16 protein-coding genes are annotated in these 20,921 nt (G+C 70.7%); 4 read left to right on the top strand and 12 right to left on the bottom strand.

The window, feature by feature from the left end; genetic code table 11:
• Window positions 1–1,597: 1,597 nt before the first annotated feature.
• Entirely contained in the window at window positions 1,598–2,548 is a 951-nt protein-coding gene (locus tag OHB01_RS09870) for a D-alanine--D-alanine ligase family protein (RefSeq protein ID WP_142649608.1), read from the bottom strand.
• A gap of 316 nt (window positions 2,549–2,864) precedes the next feature.
• On the bottom strand, window positions 2,865–4,097 hold the full coding sequence (locus tag OHB01_RS09865; RefSeq protein WP_142649634.1) for a PLP-dependent aminotransferase family protein: 1,233 nt from the start codon (window positions 4,095–4,097) through the stop codon (window positions 2,865–2,867).
• A 353-nt stretch (window positions 4,098–4,450) separates the two neighbouring features.
• On the opposite strand from OHB01_RS09865, the gene OHB01_RS09860 reads away from it, so the two are divergent.
• Window positions 4,451–5,071, top strand: a complete 621-nt coding sequence (locus OHB01_RS09860; protein ID WP_142649606.1) for a GNAT family N-acetyltransferase — start codon at window positions 4,451–4,453, stop codon at window positions 5,069–5,071.
• A 251-nt stretch (window positions 5,072–5,322) separates the two neighbouring features.
• Here the strand turns inward: OHB01_RS09860 and trxA are convergent, their stop codons facing one another.
• From trxA to OHB01_RS09820, 8 genes are all read right to left on the bottom strand, one after another.
• On the bottom strand, window positions 5,323–5,646 hold the full coding sequence (gene trxA, locus OHB01_RS09855) for a thioredoxin (RefSeq protein WP_142649605.1): 324 nt from the start codon (window positions 5,644–5,646) through the stop codon (window positions 5,323–5,325).
• A gap of 78 nt (window positions 5,647–5,724) precedes the next feature.
• Window positions 5,725–6,654, bottom strand: a complete 930-nt coding sequence (gene trxB, locus OHB01_RS09850) for a thioredoxin-disulfide reductase (RefSeq protein WP_142649603.1) — start codon at window positions 6,652–6,654, stop codon at window positions 5,725–5,727.
• A gap of 151 nt (window positions 6,655–6,805) precedes the next feature.
• Entirely contained in the window at window positions 6,806–7,798 is a 993-nt protein-coding gene (locus tag OHB01_RS09845; RefSeq protein WP_328855243.1) for an anti-sigma factor family protein, read from the bottom strand.
• Window positions 7,788–8,378, bottom strand: a complete 591-nt coding sequence (sigM, locus tag OHB01_RS09840) for an RNA polymerase sigma factor SigM (RefSeq protein WP_328855242.1) — start codon at window positions 8,376–8,378, stop codon at window positions 7,788–7,790. Before sigM ends, OHB01_RS09845 begins: the two co-directional genes overlap by 11 nt.
• Before the next feature lie 60 nt (window positions 8,379–8,438).
• On the bottom strand, window positions 8,439–9,962 hold the full coding sequence (locus tag OHB01_RS09835) for a protein kinase family protein (RefSeq protein ID WP_142649597.1): 1,524 nt from the start codon (window positions 9,960–9,962) through the stop codon (window positions 8,439–8,441).
• Between the two features lie 415 nt (window positions 9,963–10,377).
• Entirely contained in the window at window positions 10,378–11,976 is a 1,599-nt protein-coding gene (murJ, locus tag OHB01_RS09830) for a murein biosynthesis integral membrane protein MurJ (RefSeq protein WP_142649595.1), read from the bottom strand.
• Between the two features lie 76 nt (window positions 11,977–12,052).
• Window positions 12,053–14,311, bottom strand: coding sequence for a hypothetical protein (locus OHB01_RS09825; protein WP_328855241.1), 2,259 nt, complete (start codon window positions 14,309–14,311; stop codon window positions 12,053–12,055).
• A 46-nt stretch (window positions 14,312–14,357) separates the two neighbouring features.
• The gene (locus OHB01_RS09820; RefSeq protein ID WP_142649592.1) at window positions 14,358–14,894 is read right to left on the bottom strand and encodes an aminoacyl-tRNA deacylase; all 537 of its coding nucleotides are present in this window, start codon (window positions 14,892–14,894) and stop codon (window positions 14,358–14,360) included.
• A 142-nt stretch (window positions 14,895–15,036) separates the two neighbouring features.
• Between OHB01_RS09820 and OHB01_RS09815 the strand changes: the two genes are divergently transcribed.
• Complete coding sequence (locus OHB01_RS09815; protein ID WP_328855240.1) at window positions 15,037–16,473, top strand: CCA tRNA nucleotidyltransferase; 1,437 nt, start codon at window positions 15,037–15,039, stop codon at window positions 16,471–16,473.
• Entirely contained in the window at window positions 16,474–17,739 is a 1,266-nt protein-coding gene (locus tag OHB01_RS09810; protein ID WP_147943752.1) for an adenosylmethionine--8-amino-7-oxononanoate transaminase, read from the top strand. It abuts the gene before it with no gap.
• Between the two features lie 16 nt (window positions 17,740–17,755).
• On the opposite strand, the gene OHB01_RS09805 is transcribed toward OHB01_RS09810, so the two are convergent.
• Complete coding sequence (locus OHB01_RS09805; RefSeq protein ID WP_142649586.1) at window positions 17,756–19,057, bottom strand: MFS transporter; 1,302 nt, start codon at window positions 19,055–19,057, stop codon at window positions 17,756–17,758.
• A gap of 102 nt (window positions 19,058–19,159) precedes the next feature.
• On the opposite strand from OHB01_RS09805, the gene idi reads away from it, so the two are divergent.
• Window positions 19,160–19,756, top strand: a complete 597-nt coding sequence (idi, locus tag OHB01_RS09800) for an isopentenyl-diphosphate Delta-isomerase (protein ID WP_142649584.1) — start codon at window positions 19,160–19,162, stop codon at window positions 19,754–19,756.
• Window positions 19,757–19,832: 76 nt separating this feature from the next.
• Here the strand turns inward: idi and OHB01_RS09795 are convergent, their stop codons facing one another.
• On the bottom strand, window positions 19,833–20,912 hold the full coding sequence (locus tag OHB01_RS09795) for an inositol-3-phosphate synthase (protein WP_142620118.1): 1,080 nt from the start codon (window positions 20,910–20,912) through the stop codon (window positions 19,833–19,835).
• Between the last annotated feature and the right edge of the window lie 9 nt (window positions 20,913–20,921).

Raw genomic sequence — 20,921 nt, 5'->3', positions numbered from 1 at the left:
ATGGGATCTCCACGGGCCTCAGCGCAGGTGCCGACGGCGAGCACGGCGGTCGCCTTGGGCGTGAGGCGGTCGAGCCACTCGCTGGTGGTCATCGGCTGACCGGTGTCGGGGCTGGATCGGTCACTGCGCCGGAAGGAACCTCCGGTCCTCGCGAAGCCCGCTCCGCTGGGCCTTCGCTGCGGTCCTTGCTCCCTTCCGCTCCGCTCCCTCCACCCGGTGAACGTAGACGGCGTACTGACGTACGTCCATTCGAGCCGCCCTGGCGGGGCCGACGGGGTTGATCGGCGCCCGAGAGCGGAGTAGAGCAGAGCAATCGCCTCCTGCGGTGAGGTCTCCACGAGGTACGCCCCGGCCCGGCCGCCACGGCGCCCGGGAGCCTCTGACGTCACGCCTCGGGCCGTTCGGTGTCGTCCCCCGAACCTCGCCGGACGCCCATGGTCGAGATCATCCCAAGCCACCTCGGCGGCCCTGAGAGTTCCTACGCCTGACGAGTCCTGCACCAGCGACCCGACGCCTTGTTCGAGCGCCCCAGCGCAAGAGTCAGACGCATCTCCCGGCTGCCGAGGCGGGGACGGACGGCCGCCGGTGTGCCGGGCCCGATGGGAGGGGGCGTGGGCTCGGGGAGGCAGCGTGGACCCGGGGGAGAAGGCTAGGAGGAGAGGGGCGGCCCTTCGTGTCTGCTTCCGATGGGCCGCCGCGGAAACCTACTCCGTCGTTCCTGCTGCTCGTCGCCGTGCCCAACGCTCTCGTCCTGGCCGGGTAATCGGCCTGTGGCGGCGGATGACGCGCGGCACGCTCGACCGGGACGAACTGGAGGTGCGTTGACGGCGGCGGCGACCGCCGAACCGCTCGTGTACGTGCAAGCAGATCATGCGCAACATCCACGTCGATCGGACAGCGTCGACCAGCCGACGATGCCCAGGGGGCACTGGAGCCTCGATGCCGAGCGGCAAAGGTGTCGTGACGGAGTTGCCAAGTGGTGGCGGGGTCGTAGGTGGTGTGAGTCTTGTGGCGGCCGTTCAGGGGGATGCAACCGAGGGCGGATAGGCGCGTCAGCTTCGTCGGGGCCGCCCCTGGAGTCCGTGCGTCAACCATTGTCCGGGCTAGGGAGCGGAGCGGAAGGGAGTGAGGACCGCAGCGAAGGCCCAGCGGAGCGGGCTTCGCGAGGACCGGAGGTTCCTTCCGGCGCAGTGACCGGAACCCGGCCAAGGATCACACTGACTCCTTCGGCTGCCCGCCCCCATGCAGACCGATCCTGAGACCGTTCTCACGACTCCAACCCAGGCCAACCCGCCCCGGCCAAAGAACCCCGCGTGCCTTACCGGCGGCGCACCCAAGCCAGACCAACCCCGCGACGGTGCTCATGACCACGAGGCACCCAGCTCGCCCCCCGGCCAACGCCCCGTAGACTCCCGTCGCGCCGTCCTCACCGCTCCAGGGCATACCAACCTGCCCTGGCCAGGGACCGCGCGGACCCCGCCGATCACACGCCTGCGCCGCCGTCTTCACTGCCCCAGGCAGACGCCCCCAAGGCACACCAACTCCCCCTCTAGGACTTGCCTGGAGGGGGGAGTGTTTCACGTGAAACGGAGGCGGATCAGCCTCGGGCGGCGGCGAGCTCCAGGAGTCCCTTGCAGAGCGTGCCGAGATCGCGGCCAGCGGCCTCCGCCGCCATGGGCAGCAGAGAGGTCTCCGTCATGCCGGGGGCCACGTTCACTTCGAGGAAGTACGGCTTGCCGTCGGCATCGACGATGATGTCGGTGCGGGAGATGTCGCGCAGGCCGAGCGCGGTGTGGGCGGCGACCGCCATGCCGGCACACGCCTCGGTGACCTCGGGAGAGAGCCGGGCTGGTGCGAAGAACTCCGTCTGCCCAGCGGTGTAGCGGGCGGCGTAGTCGTACACGCCGCGGTCGGGCACGATCTCCACGGGCGGCAGGGCGACCGGTCCGTCGCCGAGATCCACCACGGAGACCGACACCTCCACGCCCTGGATGTACCGCTCGATGAGCGCGGTGTCGCCGTATGCGAAGCAACCGACCATCGCGGCGGGCAACTCCTCCGCTGTGCGCACCATGGAGGCGCCCAGCGCGGACCCGCCGCGCGAGGGCTTCACGAAGAGCGGCAGGCCGAGCTGGTCGATGATGCGGGCGAGCACGGCCGTGGCGCCGAGATCGTGGAACGTCTCCTTGGGCAGCGCGACCGAGTCGGGTGTGTTCAGGCCCCAGGAGCGGACGACCGCCTTCGCCGTGGGCTTGTCGAAGGCGACCCGGCAGGCGTCCGGTGTCGCACCGACGTAGGGCACGCCGAGCAGTTCCAGCACCGAGCGGATCGCGCCGTCCTCGCCGGCGCCGCCGTGCAGGGTGACGAAGACGGCGTCCGGCGGGTCCGCCAGCACGCCGGGCACGAGGGTGGCGTCGGCATCGCGGGTCTCCACGTCCACACCGGCGGCCCGCAGCACCTCGGCGACGCGGCGTCCGGAGCGGATGGAGACCTCACGCTCGTAGGAGAGCCCTCCCGCGAGGATGAGCACGTGGCCCAGGTCGCTCATCACGCCTCACCGCCCATGCGCTCCACCACGGCGCCGATCGCGGTCCGGCGGTGATTCGTCGTTTCGCCTGGCCCGAGTCGCGTCCCCCTCCACGGACGCGCGGGGGGCGATCCTTGGGTCATCGTTCGCTCGCTCACGAAGAGGGCCTTTCTCGCCTCGACAAGTCAGTACGGCCAGCCTGAACAGGCTAGTGCCCCGCCCGCGCCGCCGCGTCGTCGCGTCAGGTCTCAGACGAGGTCGCACTTGTGCCGGAGCCGCCCATGAGCGGTGCCATGGGCGGCTCCTCCGTCACGTTGGGGCAGCGGCCGTACCGTGTCTAGGCGAGATCCGGGCCGGGAGTGTCGACGCCGGAGCGCCCCGGTGTGGAGCCCGTGCCGAACGTGTCCCGAAGCCGCAGCTCCTGCTCGATCACGCCGGCCAGGCGGCGCACGCCCTCCTTGATGCGCTCGGGCTCCGGGTAGCAGAACGACAGGCGCATGTTCCGCGAGCCGCCGCCGTCGGAGTAGAAGCCGGTGCCGGGCACGAACGCGACCCGCTCGGCGACCGCGCGGGGGAGGATCGCCTTGGAGTTGAGCCCCTCGGGGAGGGTCATCCAGACGAAGAACCCGCCGGCGGGGCGGGTCCATGTGCAACCGGGCGGCATGAGCACGTCGAGCGCGCCGAGGAGCGCGTCGCGCCGCTCACGGTAAAGCTCGCGGAACGACTTGATCTGCTCCCGCCACGGCTGCGTGGCGAGGTACTGCCCGACGGCGAGCTGGGTGAAGGACGAGTGCGACAGCACCGCCGACTCCATGGCCAGCACCAGTTTGTCGCGTACGGCGTGCGGGGCGAGGGCCCAGCCGACGCGGAAGCCGGGGGCGAGGGTCTTGGAGAACGAGCCGAGGTAGACCACGCCCTCGGGGTCGTCGGCCCGCAGCGCCCGCATCGGTTCCCCGTCGAACCCGAGCAGGCCGTACGGGTTGTCCTCCACGACGAGGACACCGGCGCGGCGGCAGATCTCCAGCACCTGGCGGCGGCGCACCTCGTTGAGCGTGACGCCGGCCGGGTTCTGGAAGTTGGGGATCGTGTAGAGGAACTTGATCCGGTTGCCGGCCGCCTGGAGCGCGTAGATGGTCTGCGCGAGGGCTTCGGGGATGAGGCCCTGGTCGTCCATCGCGATGTGCACGACCTTGGCCTGGTAGGCGCTGAACGTCCCGAGCGCGCCGACGTACGAGGGTCCCTCGGCGAGCACGACGTCACCGGGGTCGATGAAGATCCGGGTGATCAGGTCGAGCGCCTGCTGCGAGCCCACCGTGACGACCACGTCGTCCGCGTTCGCCTCGATGCCCTCCATGCGCATGACCTCGCAGATCTGCTCGCGCAGGGCGGGGTCGCCCTGCCCGGAGCCGTACTGCAGGGCCACGGAGCCGCGCGAGGCGACCAGGTCGGCGACGAGCTCGCTGACGAGGTCGAGGGGGAGCGCGTTCACGTACGGCATGCCGCCGGCGAGCGAGACCACCTCGGGCCTCGACGCGACGGCGAAGAGAGCTCGGATCTCGGAGGCGACCATCCCGGCAGCGCGGGCGGCGTACCTGTCGACGTAGGCGTCAATGCGCGACCCATGAGTCGCGTTCGTCCGACCGTGATCAAGCTCTTGTGCCACGGTCCACCTCCGATCACGTAGCCGAGAAATCCAGGGTACGGTAACGCGCCACTCCGATCACAACAGGGTATTGACCATCAAGGGCCCCTTTTCTTGCATTCCCGCACCACTGGTTTCGGCCCGCCCAACCCCTTTAATGGTCGTCGGCGGCTGTTGTGGCGCACCCGCTCCCGGACCTTCCCCTGAGTTACGATGCGAGCTGGAGACGCCGTATTCGCGCGCTTTTCTGGCAGGACTCCTGACGGGGATTGGGGCATCACGTGTCGCGTCGGCTGGTCAATGTCACGCTGGACAATCTCGATGACCTGCCGCGACGGTGCCGGCGGTGCGTGTTCTGGGAGCTCGACCCGGTCAGCGGCGAGCGCGCCGCGGAGGCGGGTGATCCGGCCCTGGAGAAGGAGGCGTGGATCTCCGCGACCCTTCTCGAATGGGGAAGCTGCGGGAAGATCGCCTACGTGGACGGGGTGGCGGCCGGGTTCGTGCTCTACGCCCCGCCCTTGTACGTCCCGCGTTCGGTGGCGTTTCCGACCTCTCCGGTCAGCTCGGACGCCGTGCTGCTGATGACCGCGCACATCGTGCAGGAGTTCACCGGCGGCGGGCTGGGCCGGATGCTCGTGCAGGGCGTCGCCAAGGACCTGACCCGCCGCGGCGTACGGGCGATCGAGGCGTTCGGCGACCTGAAGTGGGAGAAGCCGGGCGGCTGTGTGCTGCCCGCGGACTATCTGCTGTCGGTCGGGTTCAAGACCGTGCGCCCGCATCTGCGCTTCCCCCGCCTGCGGCTGGAGCTCAAGACGGCCGTGTCGTGGCGTGAGGACGTCGAGGTGGCACTGGAGCGCCTGCTGGGGTCGATGTCCCCGGAGCGGGCACTGCGGCCCGTCTGAGAGGCACGCCAGGCCCCGCCCTGGCCCGGCGAGAACAGCCCTGGCCCTGGCCCACCGGTCTCGCCCGGCCCACTGGTTCCGCCCTGGCCCACCGGTCCCGGCCCACCGGTCCCGGCCACCGGTCCCGGCTCGGAAACCCCACCGGTCCCGGCGGTCCCGCGTACGGGACCCGGAGAACGCGAGAGCCCCCCGGGCACAGGCACGCGGCACAGGCACGGGGGGCTCTTCGGATGAGGCCGGCGGCTACGGCGTCAGATGACGCCCTCGAGCTCACGAAGCAGCATGGCCTTCGGCTTGGCGCCGATGATCTGCTTGACGACCTCTCCGCCCTTGTAGACGTTCATCGTCGGAATCTGGAGCACACCGTAGTCACGCGGCGTGACCGGGTTCTCGTCGATGTTCAGCTTGACGATGGTCAGCTTGTCGGCGTTCTCGGCGGCGATCTCCTCGAGGATCGGCCCGACCTGACGGCACGGACCGCACCACTCGGCCCAGAAGTCGACCAGAACCGGCTTGTCGCTCTTGAGGACCTCGGCCTCGAAGCTCGCGTCCGTCACGCTCTTGATCGCGCCCACGGTATCTCTCCCCTTGCATGAGTGGTGTGGCGGTGCAGACAACCGCGGGGACAGTCCCCGCATTCCCGATGTCGGAATTCAGGCGTTCAGCGTCAGCCAGCGCTCGGCGTCCAGCGCCGCCGCACATCCGGTCCCGGCGGCCGTGATGGCCTGACGATAGGTGTGGTCGACGACGTCTCCGGCCGCGAACACCCCGTCGATGTTCGTCCGCGTCGACGGCGACTCGACCTTGATGTACCCCTGGTCGTCAAGGTCGATCTGGCCCTTGACGAGGCCGGTGCGCGGCTCGTGGCCGATCGCGATGAACAGGCCGCCCACCGGCAGCTCGGACTCCTCGCCGGTCTTGACGTTGCGCAGCCGCACACCGGAGATCCGGTCCTCGCCGAGCACGTCGACGACCTCGGTGTCCCAGATGAAGCGGATCTTCTCGTTCGCGAACGCCCGGTCCTGCATGATCTTGCTGGCGCGCAGCGAGTCGCGGCGGTGGATCACCGTCACCGACTTGCCGAACCGGGTCAGGAAGATCGCCTCCTCCATCGCCGTGTCGCCGCCGCCGACGACCACGATCTCCTGGTCGCGGAAGAAGAACCCGTCACAGGTGGCACACCACGACACGCCCCGCCCCGACAGCCGCTTCTCGTTCTCCAGCCCGAGCTCGCGGTAGCCCGACCCGGTGGCCAGGATCACGGACTTGGCGTAGAAGGTGTCGGTGTGGGTCTTGACGACCTTGGGGTTCGCGGTGAGGTCCACCTCGACCACGTCGTCGGCCACCAGCTCGGCGCCGAAGCGCTCGGCCTGCTTGCGGAAGTTGTCCATGAGGTCCGGGCCCATGATGCCGTCGGGGAACCCGGGGAAGTTCTCCACCTCGGTGGTGTTCATCAACGCGCCGCCGGCGGTGACCGACCCCTCGAAGACGAGAGGCTTGAGGTCCGCGCGCGCGGTGTAGACGGCCGCCGTGTAGCCGGCCGGACCCGACCCGATGATGATCACGTTACGAACGTCGCTCAACGGACCCGCCTTCTTCGCTCCCGGTGGATATGCAGTGCCGTCAACAGATCCTAGGCCCCGGTCATTCCCCGGGGGATCCCCGATACGGCGAAGCCCCCCGGAGGTCGCGGGGGGCTTCGTCACTGCCGATGGTACGGCTCGCGCCGCGCGGTCACTTCCAGGAGGCCAGAACCTCGGGGCGCAGCTTGTGGCACTGCGAGTCCACGACGACCACGCGTACGGCGTTGCTGCTCTTGTCCTCCCAGAACGCCATCACGGTGGCCTCGTTGCCGTTGTAGAGGGCCTTGTCGACGCCGATCGGCGTGCGGTCGAGCTCGGTCGAGAACCGCTTGACGCAGGTGTCGAGGTCCTCGTCGTCGTTGGTGCCCGAGCCGGGCGCCACGCCGAAGTACCCGAGCAGCGGCCCGCGCAGCTCCCGGCTGGTGTAGTTGTGGCCGCTGGCGTACGTCGAGTAGGTCAGCGCCTCGACCTTGTCCGGGCTCTTGCCGGGCTCGCCCTGGCTCACCACCTGCCGGGACGGCGAGTCGCCGAACGAGAGCAGGCCGGTGGCGAGACCGCCGCTCCCGATCACGACGGCCGCCGCAGCGGCGACCGCGGCCGGCAACGCCCACGAGCGCCGCCTGGACGCCTTGCGGCCCGCCGTACGCGGTCCCGAACGGCGCTTGGCCGGCACGATCGTCCCGTCGTCGGCGACGACACCCAGCGGAACCACCGGCGCGGTCCCGCGCTCCGGCTCCGGCTGCGTCTCCGCGGCGATTTCCGAGGCGGCGATTTCCGAGGTGGTTTCCGCCGAAGCGGCGACCTGAGGCTCGACCGTCTCCCACGGAACGTCGTCCCATGGGGCGTTGTCCCACGGGGCCGGCTCCTGTGGAGCGCTGTCCCATGGGGCGTCCCGCAGGACGCGGTCCCAGTCCGGAGCCTCGGCGGCAAGCGCCCGGTCGATACGCCTGGCGACACCCAGAGGCATCGCCGGCACCGGCATCGCCGCCAGGACCTCCCGGACCGCGGCCAGGTCGGCAAGGCTCTCCCCGCAGGGGTCGCAGACCGCGAGATGCTCGCGGACCCGCCGGGCCGTCGTGTCGTCGAGGAGACCCTCCGCCAGTTCGGCGAGAACCTCCAGGTCGTAGTGCGTGTCACCCGTCACGAAGTTCTGCTCCCTTCCCGGATGAGACGCGAGTGAGGTCGGATCGGTTCCGTAGATGCGAAAGAATCGGGGCGAGTTTGGCGCGCCCCCTTGCGCAGCGGCTCTTCACGGTCCCCGGCGGGACGCCCAGCACCGTCGCCGCGTCGTCCACCGCGTACCCCATCATGTCGACCAGCACGAGGGCCGCCCTCTGGTCGGGCGGCAGCAGCTTGAGCGCCGCCGTGACCTCCAGGGAGACCTCGCGCTCGCCGACCTGGTCGGTCGCCGGGGCCTCGCGCTCCGCGGCCTCGATGAGCTCGTCGTCGGCGACCGGGCGCACCGACTTGCGGCGCATGCGGTCGAGGCAGGCGTTGACCACGATGCGGTGGAGCCACGTCGTGACCGCCGCCTCGCCGCGGAAGCTGTCCGCCTTCCGGTACGCCGAGACGAACGCGTCCTGAACCGCGTCGGCGGCCTCGTCGGGATCGCCGAGCGTGCGCAGGGCGACCGCCCACATCCGGTCGCGATGCCGCTTGACGATCTCGCTGAACGCGTGAGGGTCGCCGCCGAGGTGGCGGGCCAGCAGATCGGCATCGGACATCGCGCGTCGCGCGTGCTCAGCCGTCGGGGGATTGTCTGGTGGGGAATTCACAAGTCCCTGCTATGCCGATCCTGGGGAATGCACCGTTACGTCGTAGATAGTGCCACGATACTGCCCGTTGTAGGCGGGAAGCCGGGTGAACCAGATCAAAACGTACTGGCCCGTCGTGGCCTTTTCCGGGGTGAGCGTCACCGAACCCGATGCGCCCTTCTTCTCCGCCACGGTCTTCAAAGAAGACAGATCCGCCGCGTCGCCCACCTTGAGCTGCACGGTCGATCCGCCGGCGTTGCCCAGGGAGACGACGACGTCGGCGATGGGGATCGGCTTGCCCATGTCGAGGATGAGCCCGACGCCGTCCTTGAGGCGCCCCAGGTCGGCGGTGCTGTAGCTGTCGGTGTGCCAGTCGGTGGACGGCTTGCCGTCGATGGCCAGCGGGGCGAGCTCCGGCTTCTCGGCGCGGTCGGTGCCGAGGGGGTCGAACCCCGCCGCGCTCACCGGCTTGACGGCGACCGGCTTCCGCGAGGGGGACGGCGACTGCGCGCTGTCCGACTGGGCCACCCCGCGCGGGGTGTTGCCGAGGTTCTTGCCCACGGTCCAGGCGCCCACGCCGACGGCCGCCATCACGAGCAGGACGATGACGGTCAGCAGGATCTTGCTCGCGGCGCCGGTCTGCGGGCGCGGCGGCGGTGGCGGAGGGACCATCGACATCTGGTGTGCCAGATGGGACGGCACGCGGGGCGGCATGGTGGACATGCCCAGCCCGTCCGGCGCCTCGCTGCGCAGGTTCAACGCGGGCGGCGCGGTGGTGACCGGCGCAGGCGCGGGGCGGGGCACCTCGGCGAGCGCCTCGGCCACGTCGGCCGGGGTGGCCAGCGGCGGCTGCCCGCGTCGCGGCTCCTGCAGCAGCGCGCGGCAGGTGATGGCGTCGAGGTAGCCGGGGACGCCGGCGGTGACCTGCCGGGGCGTGCAGATCTTGCCGTCGTCCAGGGGCGCGGGGGGCAGCCCGCAGTCGGAGTCGCCGGGCCAGTGGCCGGTCAGCGCCGCGTAGAGCAGGCGGCCCAGCCCTTCGGCGTCCTCCTTGGCGGGGTCCTCGCTGCTCAGGTCGAGGATCGCGGCGTCGACGGCGAGACCGAGGAGCTTGACCGTGCCGCCGCTCGTCCAGACCAGGCGGCTGGGGGTCAGGTGCAGGTGGGTGAGCCCCGCCGCGTGCGCGTGCGCCAGGGCCTCGGCGGCCTCGGCGACCAGGGCCGCGCCCCGCTCGGGCTCGACGGGCCCGCTCTCCAGCAGGTCGAGCAGCGACTCTCCGCTGACCCACTCGCTCACGACGTACGCGGTGCCGTCCTCGTCGGCCGCGTCGAAGACCTGGGTGAGGCGGGGGTCGGTGAGGCGGCTCGCCAGGCGGGCGGCGGTGACGACTTCCTCGACTCGGGAAAAATCGGGTGCGAACGTGTGGACCGCGACCGGGCGGGCGAGGATCTCGTCCAGCGCCTTCCACAGGGTCGCGCCGCCGGATTCGTGGACCCTGTCCTCCAGGCGGAACCGATCCGCCAGCTTGGTCCCCGGTTCGACCGTGGACATGCTCATGCGGCCGCCCCGCTCCGCGGCTCATCGGCATGCACCAGCCGATGCCGGGTGGTTCCGCCCACGCCTTCCCGCTTCCGCTCGCCGGTCCGAAACACCAGATCGCGCCCCTAAAACCTCCTGCCTGCCGTGGTCGCCGAGCGGAGCACCGCCGGGTCGGCGAGACCCCGGAGACGAGCATCCGCGAGCCGGAACAGGCCCGTACGGCCGTCGCCGCCGGTCCTCCTCCACCCTCGCGGTCACCCGCCCGGCCGAATCCATCGGTAGGGCAAGTTCTGCGGGACGTTCTCTGAGTGTGTCTCAACACTCCCTGGCGCACCATGCTAGTGCCGTGCCGCTTGTGCCCGCCTTCCCGATCGAAGACGTCCGAATCGGACTTTCGCGTTACCTTCCAGTCGCCGGTCGTTCTTGAGGACTCTTACCGTCCTACCCGGCTTGCGACAAGTCCAATGATGGAGCGGACCTCGGGAACCCGCAGCCGGTGCGCGGCGAACATGTACAGCAGCAGCCCGGCGCCGCCGCCCACCACGAGCACCACCGCCGCACTGATGGGACTGATCGAGGTGATCTCCCTGGCCAGCCAGAGGACCGCCAGCGCCAGCGCGGCGGCCGGGATCGCCGCCGCGTACATCCGGCCCAGGCCGGCGACGATCTCCCGGCCGCCCAGCCCGCCGATCTTCCGGCTCGCCAGCACCCACGCGACGCCGCAGAGGACGACGTACGTGATCAGGTAGGCGAACGCCAGGCCGATGACGATGTACCGGTCGGGGAGCGTGAAGTAGGCGACGAGGCTGAGCGAGGCGTTGACGACCACGTTCACCCCGGCCATGATCGCCGGGGTGCGGGTGTCGCCGAAGCTGTAGAAGACCCGCAGCAGGAGCTGGAAGATCGAGAACGGCACGAGCGCGACGCCGAACACCTGCAGCACGTGACCGATGTAGATCGCGTTGCCCGTCGTCATGTTGCCCCACGAGAAGATCAGCGTGGTGACCGCCGGGCCGAGCACCATCAGCAGCAGACCCGACGGGACGATGACGGAGGAGACCAGCCGCACCCCGGAGGAGAACTCCCCGCGGGCCGTGGCGAGGTCGCCGTCGGCCACGAGCCTGCTCATCCTGGGCAGCATCGCCGTGATCACCGACACCGCGATGATCCCGTACGGAAGCTGGAAGAGCTGGAACGCGTACGACCACGCGCTGTTGCCGGCGCCCGGGGCACGGTCGCCCGCGCCGGTGGCGAGCTTGGTGGTGACCCAGAACCCGATCTGGTTGATGCCGACGAAGGCGAACGTCCACACGGCGGCCCTGGCCGCCTCGCCGAGACCGGTGTTGCGCACCCCGAACCGGGGGCGGAACCGGAACCCGACCCGGTGCAGCGCGACGATCAGCACCAGCGCCTGGGCGAGGATGCCCGCGGTGGTGCCGAGGCCGAGCAGCATGAGGTCGCGGTCGCTCACCTTCTCGATGTCGGACGTGCCGATGACGTAGTAGGCGGCGAGGACCCCCATGACCACGATGTTGTTGAGCACCGGCGCCCACATCGGGGCGGCGAACCGGTCCCGGGTGTTCAGGATCGCCCCGGCCAGCGAGCCGATCCCGAAGAACGCGATCTGCGGGAGCAGATATCGGGCCAGCGTGGTGGCGACCGCGACCTTGTCCTCCGACCAGTTCGAGGCGGTGTAGAGCTCCATGATCGGCCGGGCCAGCAGCACGCCGATCACCGCGACGGCGGTCAGCACCACCACGCCCAGCGTCATCAGCCGCTGCTCGAACGCCTGGCCCCCGTCGGGGTCCCGCTTCTGCGCCCGCACGATCACCGGAACGACCACGGCGCTGAGCACGCCCTGGAGCAGCAGGTCGAGCAGGATGTAGGGGATCTGGTAGGCCGCGTTGTACGCGTCGCCGAGCGCGAGGGTGCCGATGGCCGCGGCGAGCATCGCCGTACGGACGAAGCCGGTGAGCCGCGAGACCATCGTCCCGGCCGCCATGATCGCGCTGGCCCGCAGCATCCTGCTCATGGTTGTCCTTCGGTTCGCGGCGGCCTGACTTGGGGTGGCCGCCTTCCTCCAGTGGTCCCGGGAAGGCGACCCAAGACTACGGCGACTGGGTGCGCTCGGCCGGGACGGCTCCCTGCCGGTCGCCGGGCGGGCCGTCCTCGCCGCCGGAGGCGTCGAACGGGAACGCCTTGCGCGACCTGCGGCGCAGGATGCGCATCACCACGGCGGCCAGCATGATGACCACGGCCGCCCCCACGATGACGAGGGCGATGCCGGTGTAGCCGGTCGCGCGCACCACGACCCGCACGGCGCTGCCGTACTTCTCGTCGCCGTCGGTCAGCAGCTGCACCGAGATGCTCGCGTCGCCGCCCTCGTCGCGCACGATCACCGGCACGTTCACGAGCTGGCTGCGCCCCGCGAGGATCGTGGTCGTGGGGGTCATGTAGACCCCTCCGGGGGCGTCGATAGCGAGCCGCGACTTGCTGGCCGAGGTGACCCGGATCTTGATCTGGATGTCCTTGTCCAGGTTGTTGGCCACGCTGACCGGGACCTGGCCGTTGCTGCCCGCGACCGCGCGCGGGGTGTCGAGCACCGACACGTCGTCGATGCGCGCGTCGATGGCCTTCTGCACCTGCCCGGCGAAGGTCATCGCGCGCTTGCCGTCGCCCCGCCAGGAGGCCGACGACAGCCGGAGTATGGCCGTGTGGAAGACGTCCGTGTGCTGCTCGGTGACGGTGGCCACGGCGTCGGCCTTGCGCTCCAGCTTGCGTACGGTCGCGAGGTAGGTGCGGCTCAGCTCGGCCTGGCGGTCGCGCTCGGTGTACGTCAGGTCGGCGCGCGGCACCTGGACCCGGCCGGGCTTGATCGAGTCGAGCGGGGTCATGCGCAGCCAGGGGGCGCCGGAGGCGGCCTGCAGGAGGCTGGAGACGTACGCCGGGTCGGGCGTCCACAGATGCGACTGCGGGGCCGCGATCACCGTGCGCGTGGCCGCCTTCGCCGTGCTGTTCTGCACGGTGCCGCTCTGGCCTGTGCCGCTCTGTCCCGTGCCGCCGGTCTGGCCGGGAAGGGCTACCGGCTGCTCGAAGGCGATCATCGCGGTCTCGGCGAGGAACCGCTGCCGCGCGAGCATCGCGGCGCCGGGAGCCGACACGTTCCCGCCGAGGAGCTCGCTGAGCGTGGGGTCGGCCAGCAGCGCGGTGAGCGGGTTCTCGGCGACGGTTTCGAGCGTGGCGGCGCCGTCGGGCGTGGTCTGCTGCGCGGGCGGGGGGACGGGCTGTCCGGTCTGCGTCGCGCCCTGGCCCTCGGGCCGCGGCGGCAGCGCGTCGCCCGACAGCAGCACGGACGTCACGCCCGACATGGCCAGCTCGTCCACCGCGTCGCGGTCGATCTTGCCGCCGGCCGGCCACGTGGTGGTGCTGGGGATCTCCCGGCCGAGCAGTTCGCTCGCGAGCGCCGCCCCGCGCTGGACGGACGCCGCGGCCTGCTTGTCGAGGCCGTGGTGGACCAGCGCGGTCATGTCCGGATCGGCGTACGGCGTGGAGATGACGGTCTTGTCCGTCAGCGCGCTGCGCAGGCCGTTCAGCCACTGGCCCGCGGCCTGGTCGGCGTCCTTGCGGGTGCCGCGCACATTCCGGGGGCCGGAGGACAGGACGCGGACGTCGTCGAGCAGCGCGGGGTCCACGAACCAGGTCACCGCGTCGCCGGTGTCCTGCGCCGTCTGGAGCAGCGCCGCCAGGCGGCCGGACGCGAGCGAGGCCGGCAGGTCGTCGTCCATGAACGTCGTGTCGTCGGCGCGGTGGGGCCGGTCGACGATCGGCAGGGCGACGGCCAGCTTGATCTTGGGGATCTGCTCGCCCTTGGGGGCGTACGTCAGGAAGGTCCGCTCGATCCCGAGCCGCTGCCCGGTGCCCGCGTCGGTCAGCTCGATCTCGAAGGGATAGACGCCGGGCCTGGGCATGCCCAGCTCCGCGGGGGTCACGGTGAACCGGAAGGGAAGCTTTCCCGACTGGTCGAGCGCCGTGGCCTGGATCCTGGTGCTCCAGTTGGTGGTGCCGTATCCCTGCTCCGACAGGTACGCCGCCATATCGGCCCGGGAGGCGAACGGCCTGCCCCGGGAGTAGCGGACGGCGACCCGGACGAACGATCCCGGCGTGCCGGAGACGGTCCCCGCGACCGTGATGGGGTCGGTGGCGACGCGCACGACCTCCGGCGTGATCTCGCTGACCACGAGCGGATCGGCCGGTGCCACGGCCACGACACGACCCGGAGGTGGTGCCGCGACAGCCGTACCGGCCATGCCCGCGGGGAAGGCGAGCAGGGCGGTCAGCGATGTCAGCAGCGCGGCCTTACGGATCATGTGCCGGCCGGCGGTGAGGTACGGCGCACGCCCAGAATGCTATGGCCTAAGCAGTCCGCATAGGACTCACGAGGCTCGCGAGACCCCTCCGTTGGGTGGCGCTCAGGTCGACGGGCTTGGCCGCCACCAGGTCGAACAGGTCGATGGCAGGCATGCGCAACGCGGTGCGGCGCTCGCCGGTCGCGGTGTGGACGACCTCGTCGGGATCGGCCCGCTCCAGCAGACGCTGGTCGACCAGCACGGTCAGGTCGTCGGGCAGCAGGAGCGGGCAGACCAGGCCGTGCGCGTAGTCGGTCGCGGAGTTCACGGTGTAGGCCGACGCGGGGGTTACCCTGTGGGCGCGCAGAGCGGCGCCCACGTCCGCCGGCCCGGGACAGGAGTTCACCGCGGTCACCACCGCCACCTCCTGTGTCCGCCCTCGCGCCGACACCTCGAACAGCGAGACGCACAGGCACCTCTCGGGTGAGACCCCCAGCACCTCGGGAAGCTCGTCCGAGCATGTCAACGGGCGCGGAAGACGTACGATCTCATGGTGGATCTGGTGGGCGAGGAGCCAGCGGTGAATCGCGAGAGCGTCTTTCATCTCGTGTGCTCCTTGCGTCGTCCAGCGCCCCCGAACCGTCCGTGGCCTAGTGATCGCTAGGTGTGTCTCCCCTGGGTGACACCTGAACACCTGGGCCATCGGGGGAGAGTTTCTGTTCCGTGACCGAAGGACCTACCCAGCCTTGTCCGTTTCAAATCTGAGCGACAGCCAGCAGCGCGCCGTGAACGAACTGTTCCGCCGGATCGCCCCGGTCGCCGACGAGCTCGGTGAGCTGTTCTCGGCCCGAGGGCACGAGCTGGCCCTGGTCGGCGGTTCCGTCCGCGACGTCCTCCTCGGCCGCGCGAGCAAGGACCTCGACCTGACCACGGACGCCCGCCCCGAGAGGGTGCTGGAGATCGTCAAGGACTGGGCGGACGCCGTCTGGACGATCGGGATCGACTTCGGCACCGTCGGCGTGCGCAAGGGCGGCTGGCTGCTGGAGATCACCACCTACCGCAGCGAGTCGTACGACCCCGCCTCGCGCAAGCCCGAGGTGATGTACGGCGACTCGCTCGAGGGCGACCTCGCCCGGCGCGACTTCGCGGTCAACGCGATGGCCGTCCGGCTGCCCGGCCACGAGTTCGTCGACCCGTACGGCGGGCTGCCCGACCTGGCCGCCAAGGTCCTGCGGACGCCGGGCAAACCCGAGCAGTCGTTCGACGACGACCCGCTGCGGATGCTGCGGGCGGCCAGGTTCGCGGGCCAGCTCGGGTTCACCGTGGCCCCCGAGGTGGTCGAGGCGATGACCGCGATGTCCGGCCGCATCGAGATCGTCTCGGCCGAGCGCATCCGCGACGAGCTCGACAAGCTGATCCTCGGCGCCCACCCGAGGAAGGGGCTCGCGCTGCTGGTGGACACCGGGCTCGCCGCCCACGTCCTGCCCGAGCTGCCCAAGCTGCGGCTGGAGATCGACGAGCACCACCGGCACAAGGACGTCTACGAGCACACGCTGATCGTGCTGGAGCAGGCCATCGACCTGGAGACGTCCGGCCCCGACCGGGTGCTGCGGTGGGCCGCCCTGCTGCACGACATCGGCAAGCCGAAGACCCGGCGCAACGAGCCCGGCGGCCGCGTGTCGTTCCACCACCACGAGGTCGTCGGCGCGCAGATGGCCAAGAAGCGGCTCGCCGAGCTGAAGTTCCCCAAGGACGTGGTGTCCGACGTGTCGAGGCTCGTGGAGCTGCACCTGCGCTTCCACGGCTACGGGACGGGCGAGTGGACCGACAGCGCCGTGCGCCGCTACGTCCGCGACGCGGGGCACCTCCTCGAACGCCTGCACAAGCTGACCAGGGCCGACTGCACCACCCGCAACAAGCGCAAGGCCCAGGCACTGTCGCGCACCTACGACCAGCTTGAGGAGCGCATCGCCCGGCTGGCCGACGAGGAGGAGCTGGCCAAGATCCGCCCTGAGCTCGACGGCAACGAGATCCAGGAGATCCTCGGCGTGCCGCCGGGGCCGGTTGTCGGCAGGGCCTACAAGCACATGCTGGAGATCCGCATGGACCAGGGCATGATCGGCAAGGAGGCCGCGCGGCAGGCCCTGCTCGACTGGGCGCGCGACAACGGGATCATCTCGTAGGTGGACGCCGCGGAGGTCCTCCGGCTCGACCGCGAGCACGTCTGGCATCCCTACACGGCCGTGCCGTCCGGGGTGCCGGTGCACGTCGTCCGCCGGGCCGAGGGCGTGCGGATCACGCTCGGCGACGGCCGTGAGCTGATCGACGGCATGGCCTCCTGGTGGGCGGCCGTTCACGGCTACAACCACCCGCGGCTCAACCGGGCCGCCCGCGACCAGCTCGGCGACATGGCGCACGTCATGTTCGGCGGCCTGACCCACGAGCCCGCCGTACGGCTCGCGCACCGGCTGGCCGGGATGACCGGGCTCGACCACGTCTTCCTGGCGGACTCGGGCTCGGTGGCGGTCGAGGTCGCGATCAAGATGGCGGTGCAGTACAGCGGGCGCTCGGCCCTGCTGACCGTGCGGGGCGGCTACCACGGCGACACGTTCGCCGCGATGTCGGTCTGCGACCCGGTCGGTGGCATGCACCACCTGTTCACCGGGATGCTCCCGCGGCACGTCTTCGCGCCGATGCCGCCGCACGACTATGGCCGCCGCCCGGGCGGGACCACGCAGGCGGGTCCCGACGAGGCCTATCTGGCTGAGCTGACCGCGGCCGTCGAGGCCCACGCCGACCGGCTGGCCGCGATCATCGTCGAGCCCGTCGTGCAGGGCGCGGGCGGCATGCGGTTCTATCACCCCGCCTACCTGCGGCGGCTGCGCGAGCTGGCCGACGAGCACGGCATCCTGCTGATCGCCGACGAGATCGCCACCGGCTTCGGCCGTACGGGGGAGATGTTCGGCTGCGACCACGCCGGGATCAGGCCGGACATCATGTGCGTGGGCAAGGCGCTCACCGGCGGCTACATGACGCTCGCCGCCACGCTGTGCACCGCGCGGGTGGCCGAGCGCATCGGCGTGCTGATGCACGGCCCGACCTACATGGGCAACCCGCTCGCCTGCGCCGTGGCCGGCGCCTCGCTCGACCTGCTCGCCGAACGGCCCTGGCGGGAGGAGGTCGCGCGCATCGAGGCGGGCCTGCTCGACGGTCTCGCCCCGGCCGCGGGCGCCCCCGGCGTACGGGACGTGCGGGTGCTGGGCGCGATCGGGGTGATCGAGACCGACCGGCCCGTCGATGTCGCGAAAATTCAAGACATCGTGATGGAGCACGGCGTGTGGCTGCGGCCCTTCGGCCGTCTGATCTACACGATGCCGCCGTACGCCTGCGCGCCCGGCGACATCGCCCGCATCACCGGTGCCATGGTCGCCGCCACCGCGGCGCTGTGACGCCGGCCGACGGGAGTCAGTCGACGGCGGGCACCGGCGGCCTGCGGCGTACGGCGGAGGGCAGGATCAGCCGGTAGACCACCGCGCCGAGCAGATAGCCCACGCCGATCACGGCGAGCGCGAGATACGACACGCCGTCGCGCGGCAGCAGCGCCGCCGCCAGCACCGCGCCGAGCACCGTCATGCCGTTGAACAGCATGTCGTAGACGGAGAAGGCGCGGCCGAGATAGGCGTCCTCGATGTCGCGCTGCACGACGGTGTCCGCGCAGATCTTCACGCTCTGCCCCGCGACGCCGATCACCAGCCCGGCGGCGACGAACGCCCACTTGTGGAACGTCGCGCACAGGGCGAACTCCAGCACGCCGCAGGTCACGAGCATCACCGGCACCCAGATCTCGATGCGGACCCGCTCGGTGGCCCACGGCGTGACCAGGACCGCGGCGAAGCTGCCCGCGCCGACGGCGCCCAGCACGAGCGCGATGCCCTTCAGCGCGTCGTCGGGGTCGTGGGTGAAGTGGTAGCGGTAGAGCATCACCACGGCCGCCGTGGAGATGCCGAACATCAGGCGGTGGGTGGCGACGCCGCTGAGGGCCGCCCCCGCCGAACGCCGGTGCGCGATGTGCCGCGCGCCGTCCACCAGGCCGGCGAGCACGTGCCGTACGGCCTCGCGGGCCTGCGGGCGGTTCGGGTCGTACGCGGGGCCGAGCAGCGAGCGCTCCATCGTCCGCGCGATCAGCGCGCTCAGGCCGAAGACGACGCCGGAGCAGACCAGCAGCACGGCCACGCCCCGGTCGTCCGACCCGGAGATCACGCGGAGCACGACGCCGGCGCCCGCCCCGACGAACGTCACCACCGTGCCCGAGGTGGGCGTGACCGCGTTGGCCATCATCAGGTTCTCGGACGGCACGACGTGGGGCAGCGCGGCGCTGAGGGCCGACAGGAAGAAGCGGTTGACCGCGAGCACGCCGAGCGCCGCCGCGTAGAAGACGACGTCGGAGGCGCCCGCCGCGACGAGGCAGGCGGCCACCACCAGCAGCACGCCGCGCACGACCGGCGCGATGACGAGGATCTGCCGCCTCGACCAGCGGTCGATGAACACCCCGACGAAGGGCCCGAGGACGCTGTACGGCAGGAGCAACACGGCGAGGCCCGCCGCGATGGCGGTCGCGCTCGCCTGCCTTTCCGGGCTGAAGAACGCGTAGCCGCCGACGGCGAGCTGGAAGATCCCGTCGGAGAACTGCGAGACGAGCCGTGTGGCGAAAAGCCGCCGGAAGTTTCGACCCCGCAGGACCACCCGCAGATCAGAGGCGTAGGACACGGCGACAGCCTACGCGGGCGATCACGCGCGGACATCCGGAGCGACCCTGATAAAGACCCGTAGGTCTCACCCCGCGGCAAGGTGATCACGTACTCTCGCAGAGTGACGTCACAGGAACATGTCGTGCTGGTCGATGGCGAGGGAAACCCGATCGGCACCGCCCCCAAATCCACCGTCCACAGCGCCGACACGCCGCTGCATCTCGCGTTCTCCAGCTACGTCTTCGACCACCGCGGGCGCGTGCTGCTGTCACGCCGTGCGGGCTCGAAGCTGACCTGGCCCGATCAGTGGACCAACAGCTGCTGCGGGCATCCCCTGCCGGGCGAACCGCTGTCGTCGGCGGTGATCCGCCGCCTCGGGTTCGAGCTGGGCCTGACGGTCGAGTCCGTCGACCTGATCCTGCCGCGCTTCTCCTATCGGGCCGTGATGGACAACGGCACGGTGGAGAACGAGCTGTGCCCGGTCTACCGGGCCGTGGTCACCGGAGAGGCCGCGCCCAACGCCGAGGAGGTGGGTGAGGTCAGGTGGGAGCCCTGGGCGCGCTTCGCCGCCGAGGTGATGAGCGGGGAGCGGGACATCTCGCCCTGGGCCAGGGAGCAGGTGCCTCAGCTCGTCGCGCTCGGGCCGGATCCGCTGGCCTGGCCGGTGGCCGACGCCGCCGCCCTGCCGCCGGCCGCGCGCCCGCTCACGAACCACTGAGGTCCACCGGGCGTGGACATGGGACCGCCCCGGTCCGATCGAGCGGAACCGGGGCGGGACACGCGGACGACGGACGTCAGCGCTCGGCCTCACCGCGGATGAACTTCTCCACGGCCTCGCGGGCGGCGTCGTCGGAGTACTGCTCCGGCGGCGACTTCATGAAGTAGGACGAGGGCGACAGCAGCGGGCCGCCGATGCCCCGGTCGAGGGCGATCTTGGCCGCGCGCACCGCGTCGATGATGATGCCGGCGGAGTTGGGCGAGTCCCAGACCTCGAGCTTGTACTCCAGGTTGAGCGGGGTGTCGCCGAACGACCGGCCCTCAAGGCGGACGTAGGCCCACTTGCGGTCGTCCAGCCACGGCACGTGGTCGGACGGGCCGATGTGGACGTCGGCCTTGGCCATCTCGTGCGGGATCTGCGACGTGACCGACTGGGTCTTGGAGATCTTCTTGGACTGGAGGCGGGTGCGCTCCAGCATGTTCATGAAGTCCATGTTGCCGCCGAAGTTGAGCTGGTAGGTGCGCAGCAGCTCGACTCCGCGGTCCTCGAACAGCTTGGCCAGCACGCGGTGCGTGATCGTCGCGCCGACCTGCGACTTGATGTCGTCGCCCACGATCGGGACGCCGGCCTCGGTGAACTTCGCGGCCCACTCGGGGTCGGAGGCGATGAAGACCGGCAGCGCGTTGACGAACGCCACCTTGGCGTCGATCGCGCACTGCGCGTAGAAGCGGTCGGCCTCCTCCGAGCCCACCGGGAGATAGGACACCAGGACGTCGACCCGGGCGTCCTTCAGGGCCTGGACGACGTCCACCGGCTCCTCATCGGACTCCTCGATGATCTCGCGGTAGTACGTGCCCAGGCCGTCGAACGTCGGGCCACGCTGCACGGTGACGCCGAGCGGCGGCACGTCGCAGATCTTGATCGTGTTGTTCTCGGAGGCGACGATGGCCTCCGACAAGTCGCGGCCGACCTTCTTGGCGTCCACGTCGAAGGCCGCGACGAACTCCACGTCACCGACGTGGTAGTCACCGAACCGCACGTGCATGAGGCCCGGCACACGGCTGCTCGGATCCGCGTCCTTGTAGTAATGGACGCCCTGCACCAGCGATGAGGCGCAGTTGCCCACACCGACGATGGCTACGCGCACCGAACCCATAGCACTCGC

It is taken from the genome of Microbispora hainanensis, from assembly GCF_036186745.1.
In the GTDB taxonomy this organism is placed as follows: Bacteria; Actinomycetota; Actinomycetes; order Streptosporangiales; family Streptosporangiaceae; genus Microbispora.
This window is presented reverse-complemented; position numbering and strand designations above follow the sequence as displayed.

Excerpts from the sequence above, each read along its gene's own strand:
- OHB01_RS09870 (WP_142649608.1), bottom strand. The coding sequence starts at position 2,548 with ATGAGCGACCTGGGCCACGTGCTCATCCTCGCGGGAGGGCTCTCCTAC.
- OHB01_RS09865 (WP_142649634.1), bottom strand. The coding sequence starts at position 4,097 with ATGGTCGCCTCCGAGATCCGAGCTCTCTTCGCCGTCGCGTCGAGGCCC.
- OHB01_RS09835 (WP_142649597.1), bottom strand. The coding sequence starts at position 9,962 with ATGAGCATGTCCACGGTCGAACCGGGGACCAAGCTGGCGGATCGGTTC.
- OHB01_RS09795 (WP_142620118.1), bottom strand. The coding sequence starts at position 20,912 with ATGGGTTCGGTGCGCGTAGCCATCGTCGGTGTGGGCAACTGCGCCTCA.
- OHB01_RS09825 (WP_328855241.1), bottom strand. The coding sequence starts at position 14,311 with ATGATCCGTAAGGCCGCGCTGCTGACATCGCTGACCGCCCTGCTCGCC.
- murJ (WP_142649595.1), bottom strand. The coding sequence starts at position 11,976 with ATGAGCAGGATGCTGCGGGCCAGCGCGATCATGGCGGCCGGGACGATG.
- sigM (WP_328855242.1), bottom strand. The coding sequence starts at position 8,378 with ATGTCCGATGCCGATCTGCTGGCCCGCCACCTCGGCGGCGACCCTCAC.
- OHB01_RS09820 (WP_142649592.1), bottom strand. The coding sequence starts at position 14,894 with ATGAAAGACGCTCTCGCGATTCACCGCTGGCTCCTCGCCCACCAGATC.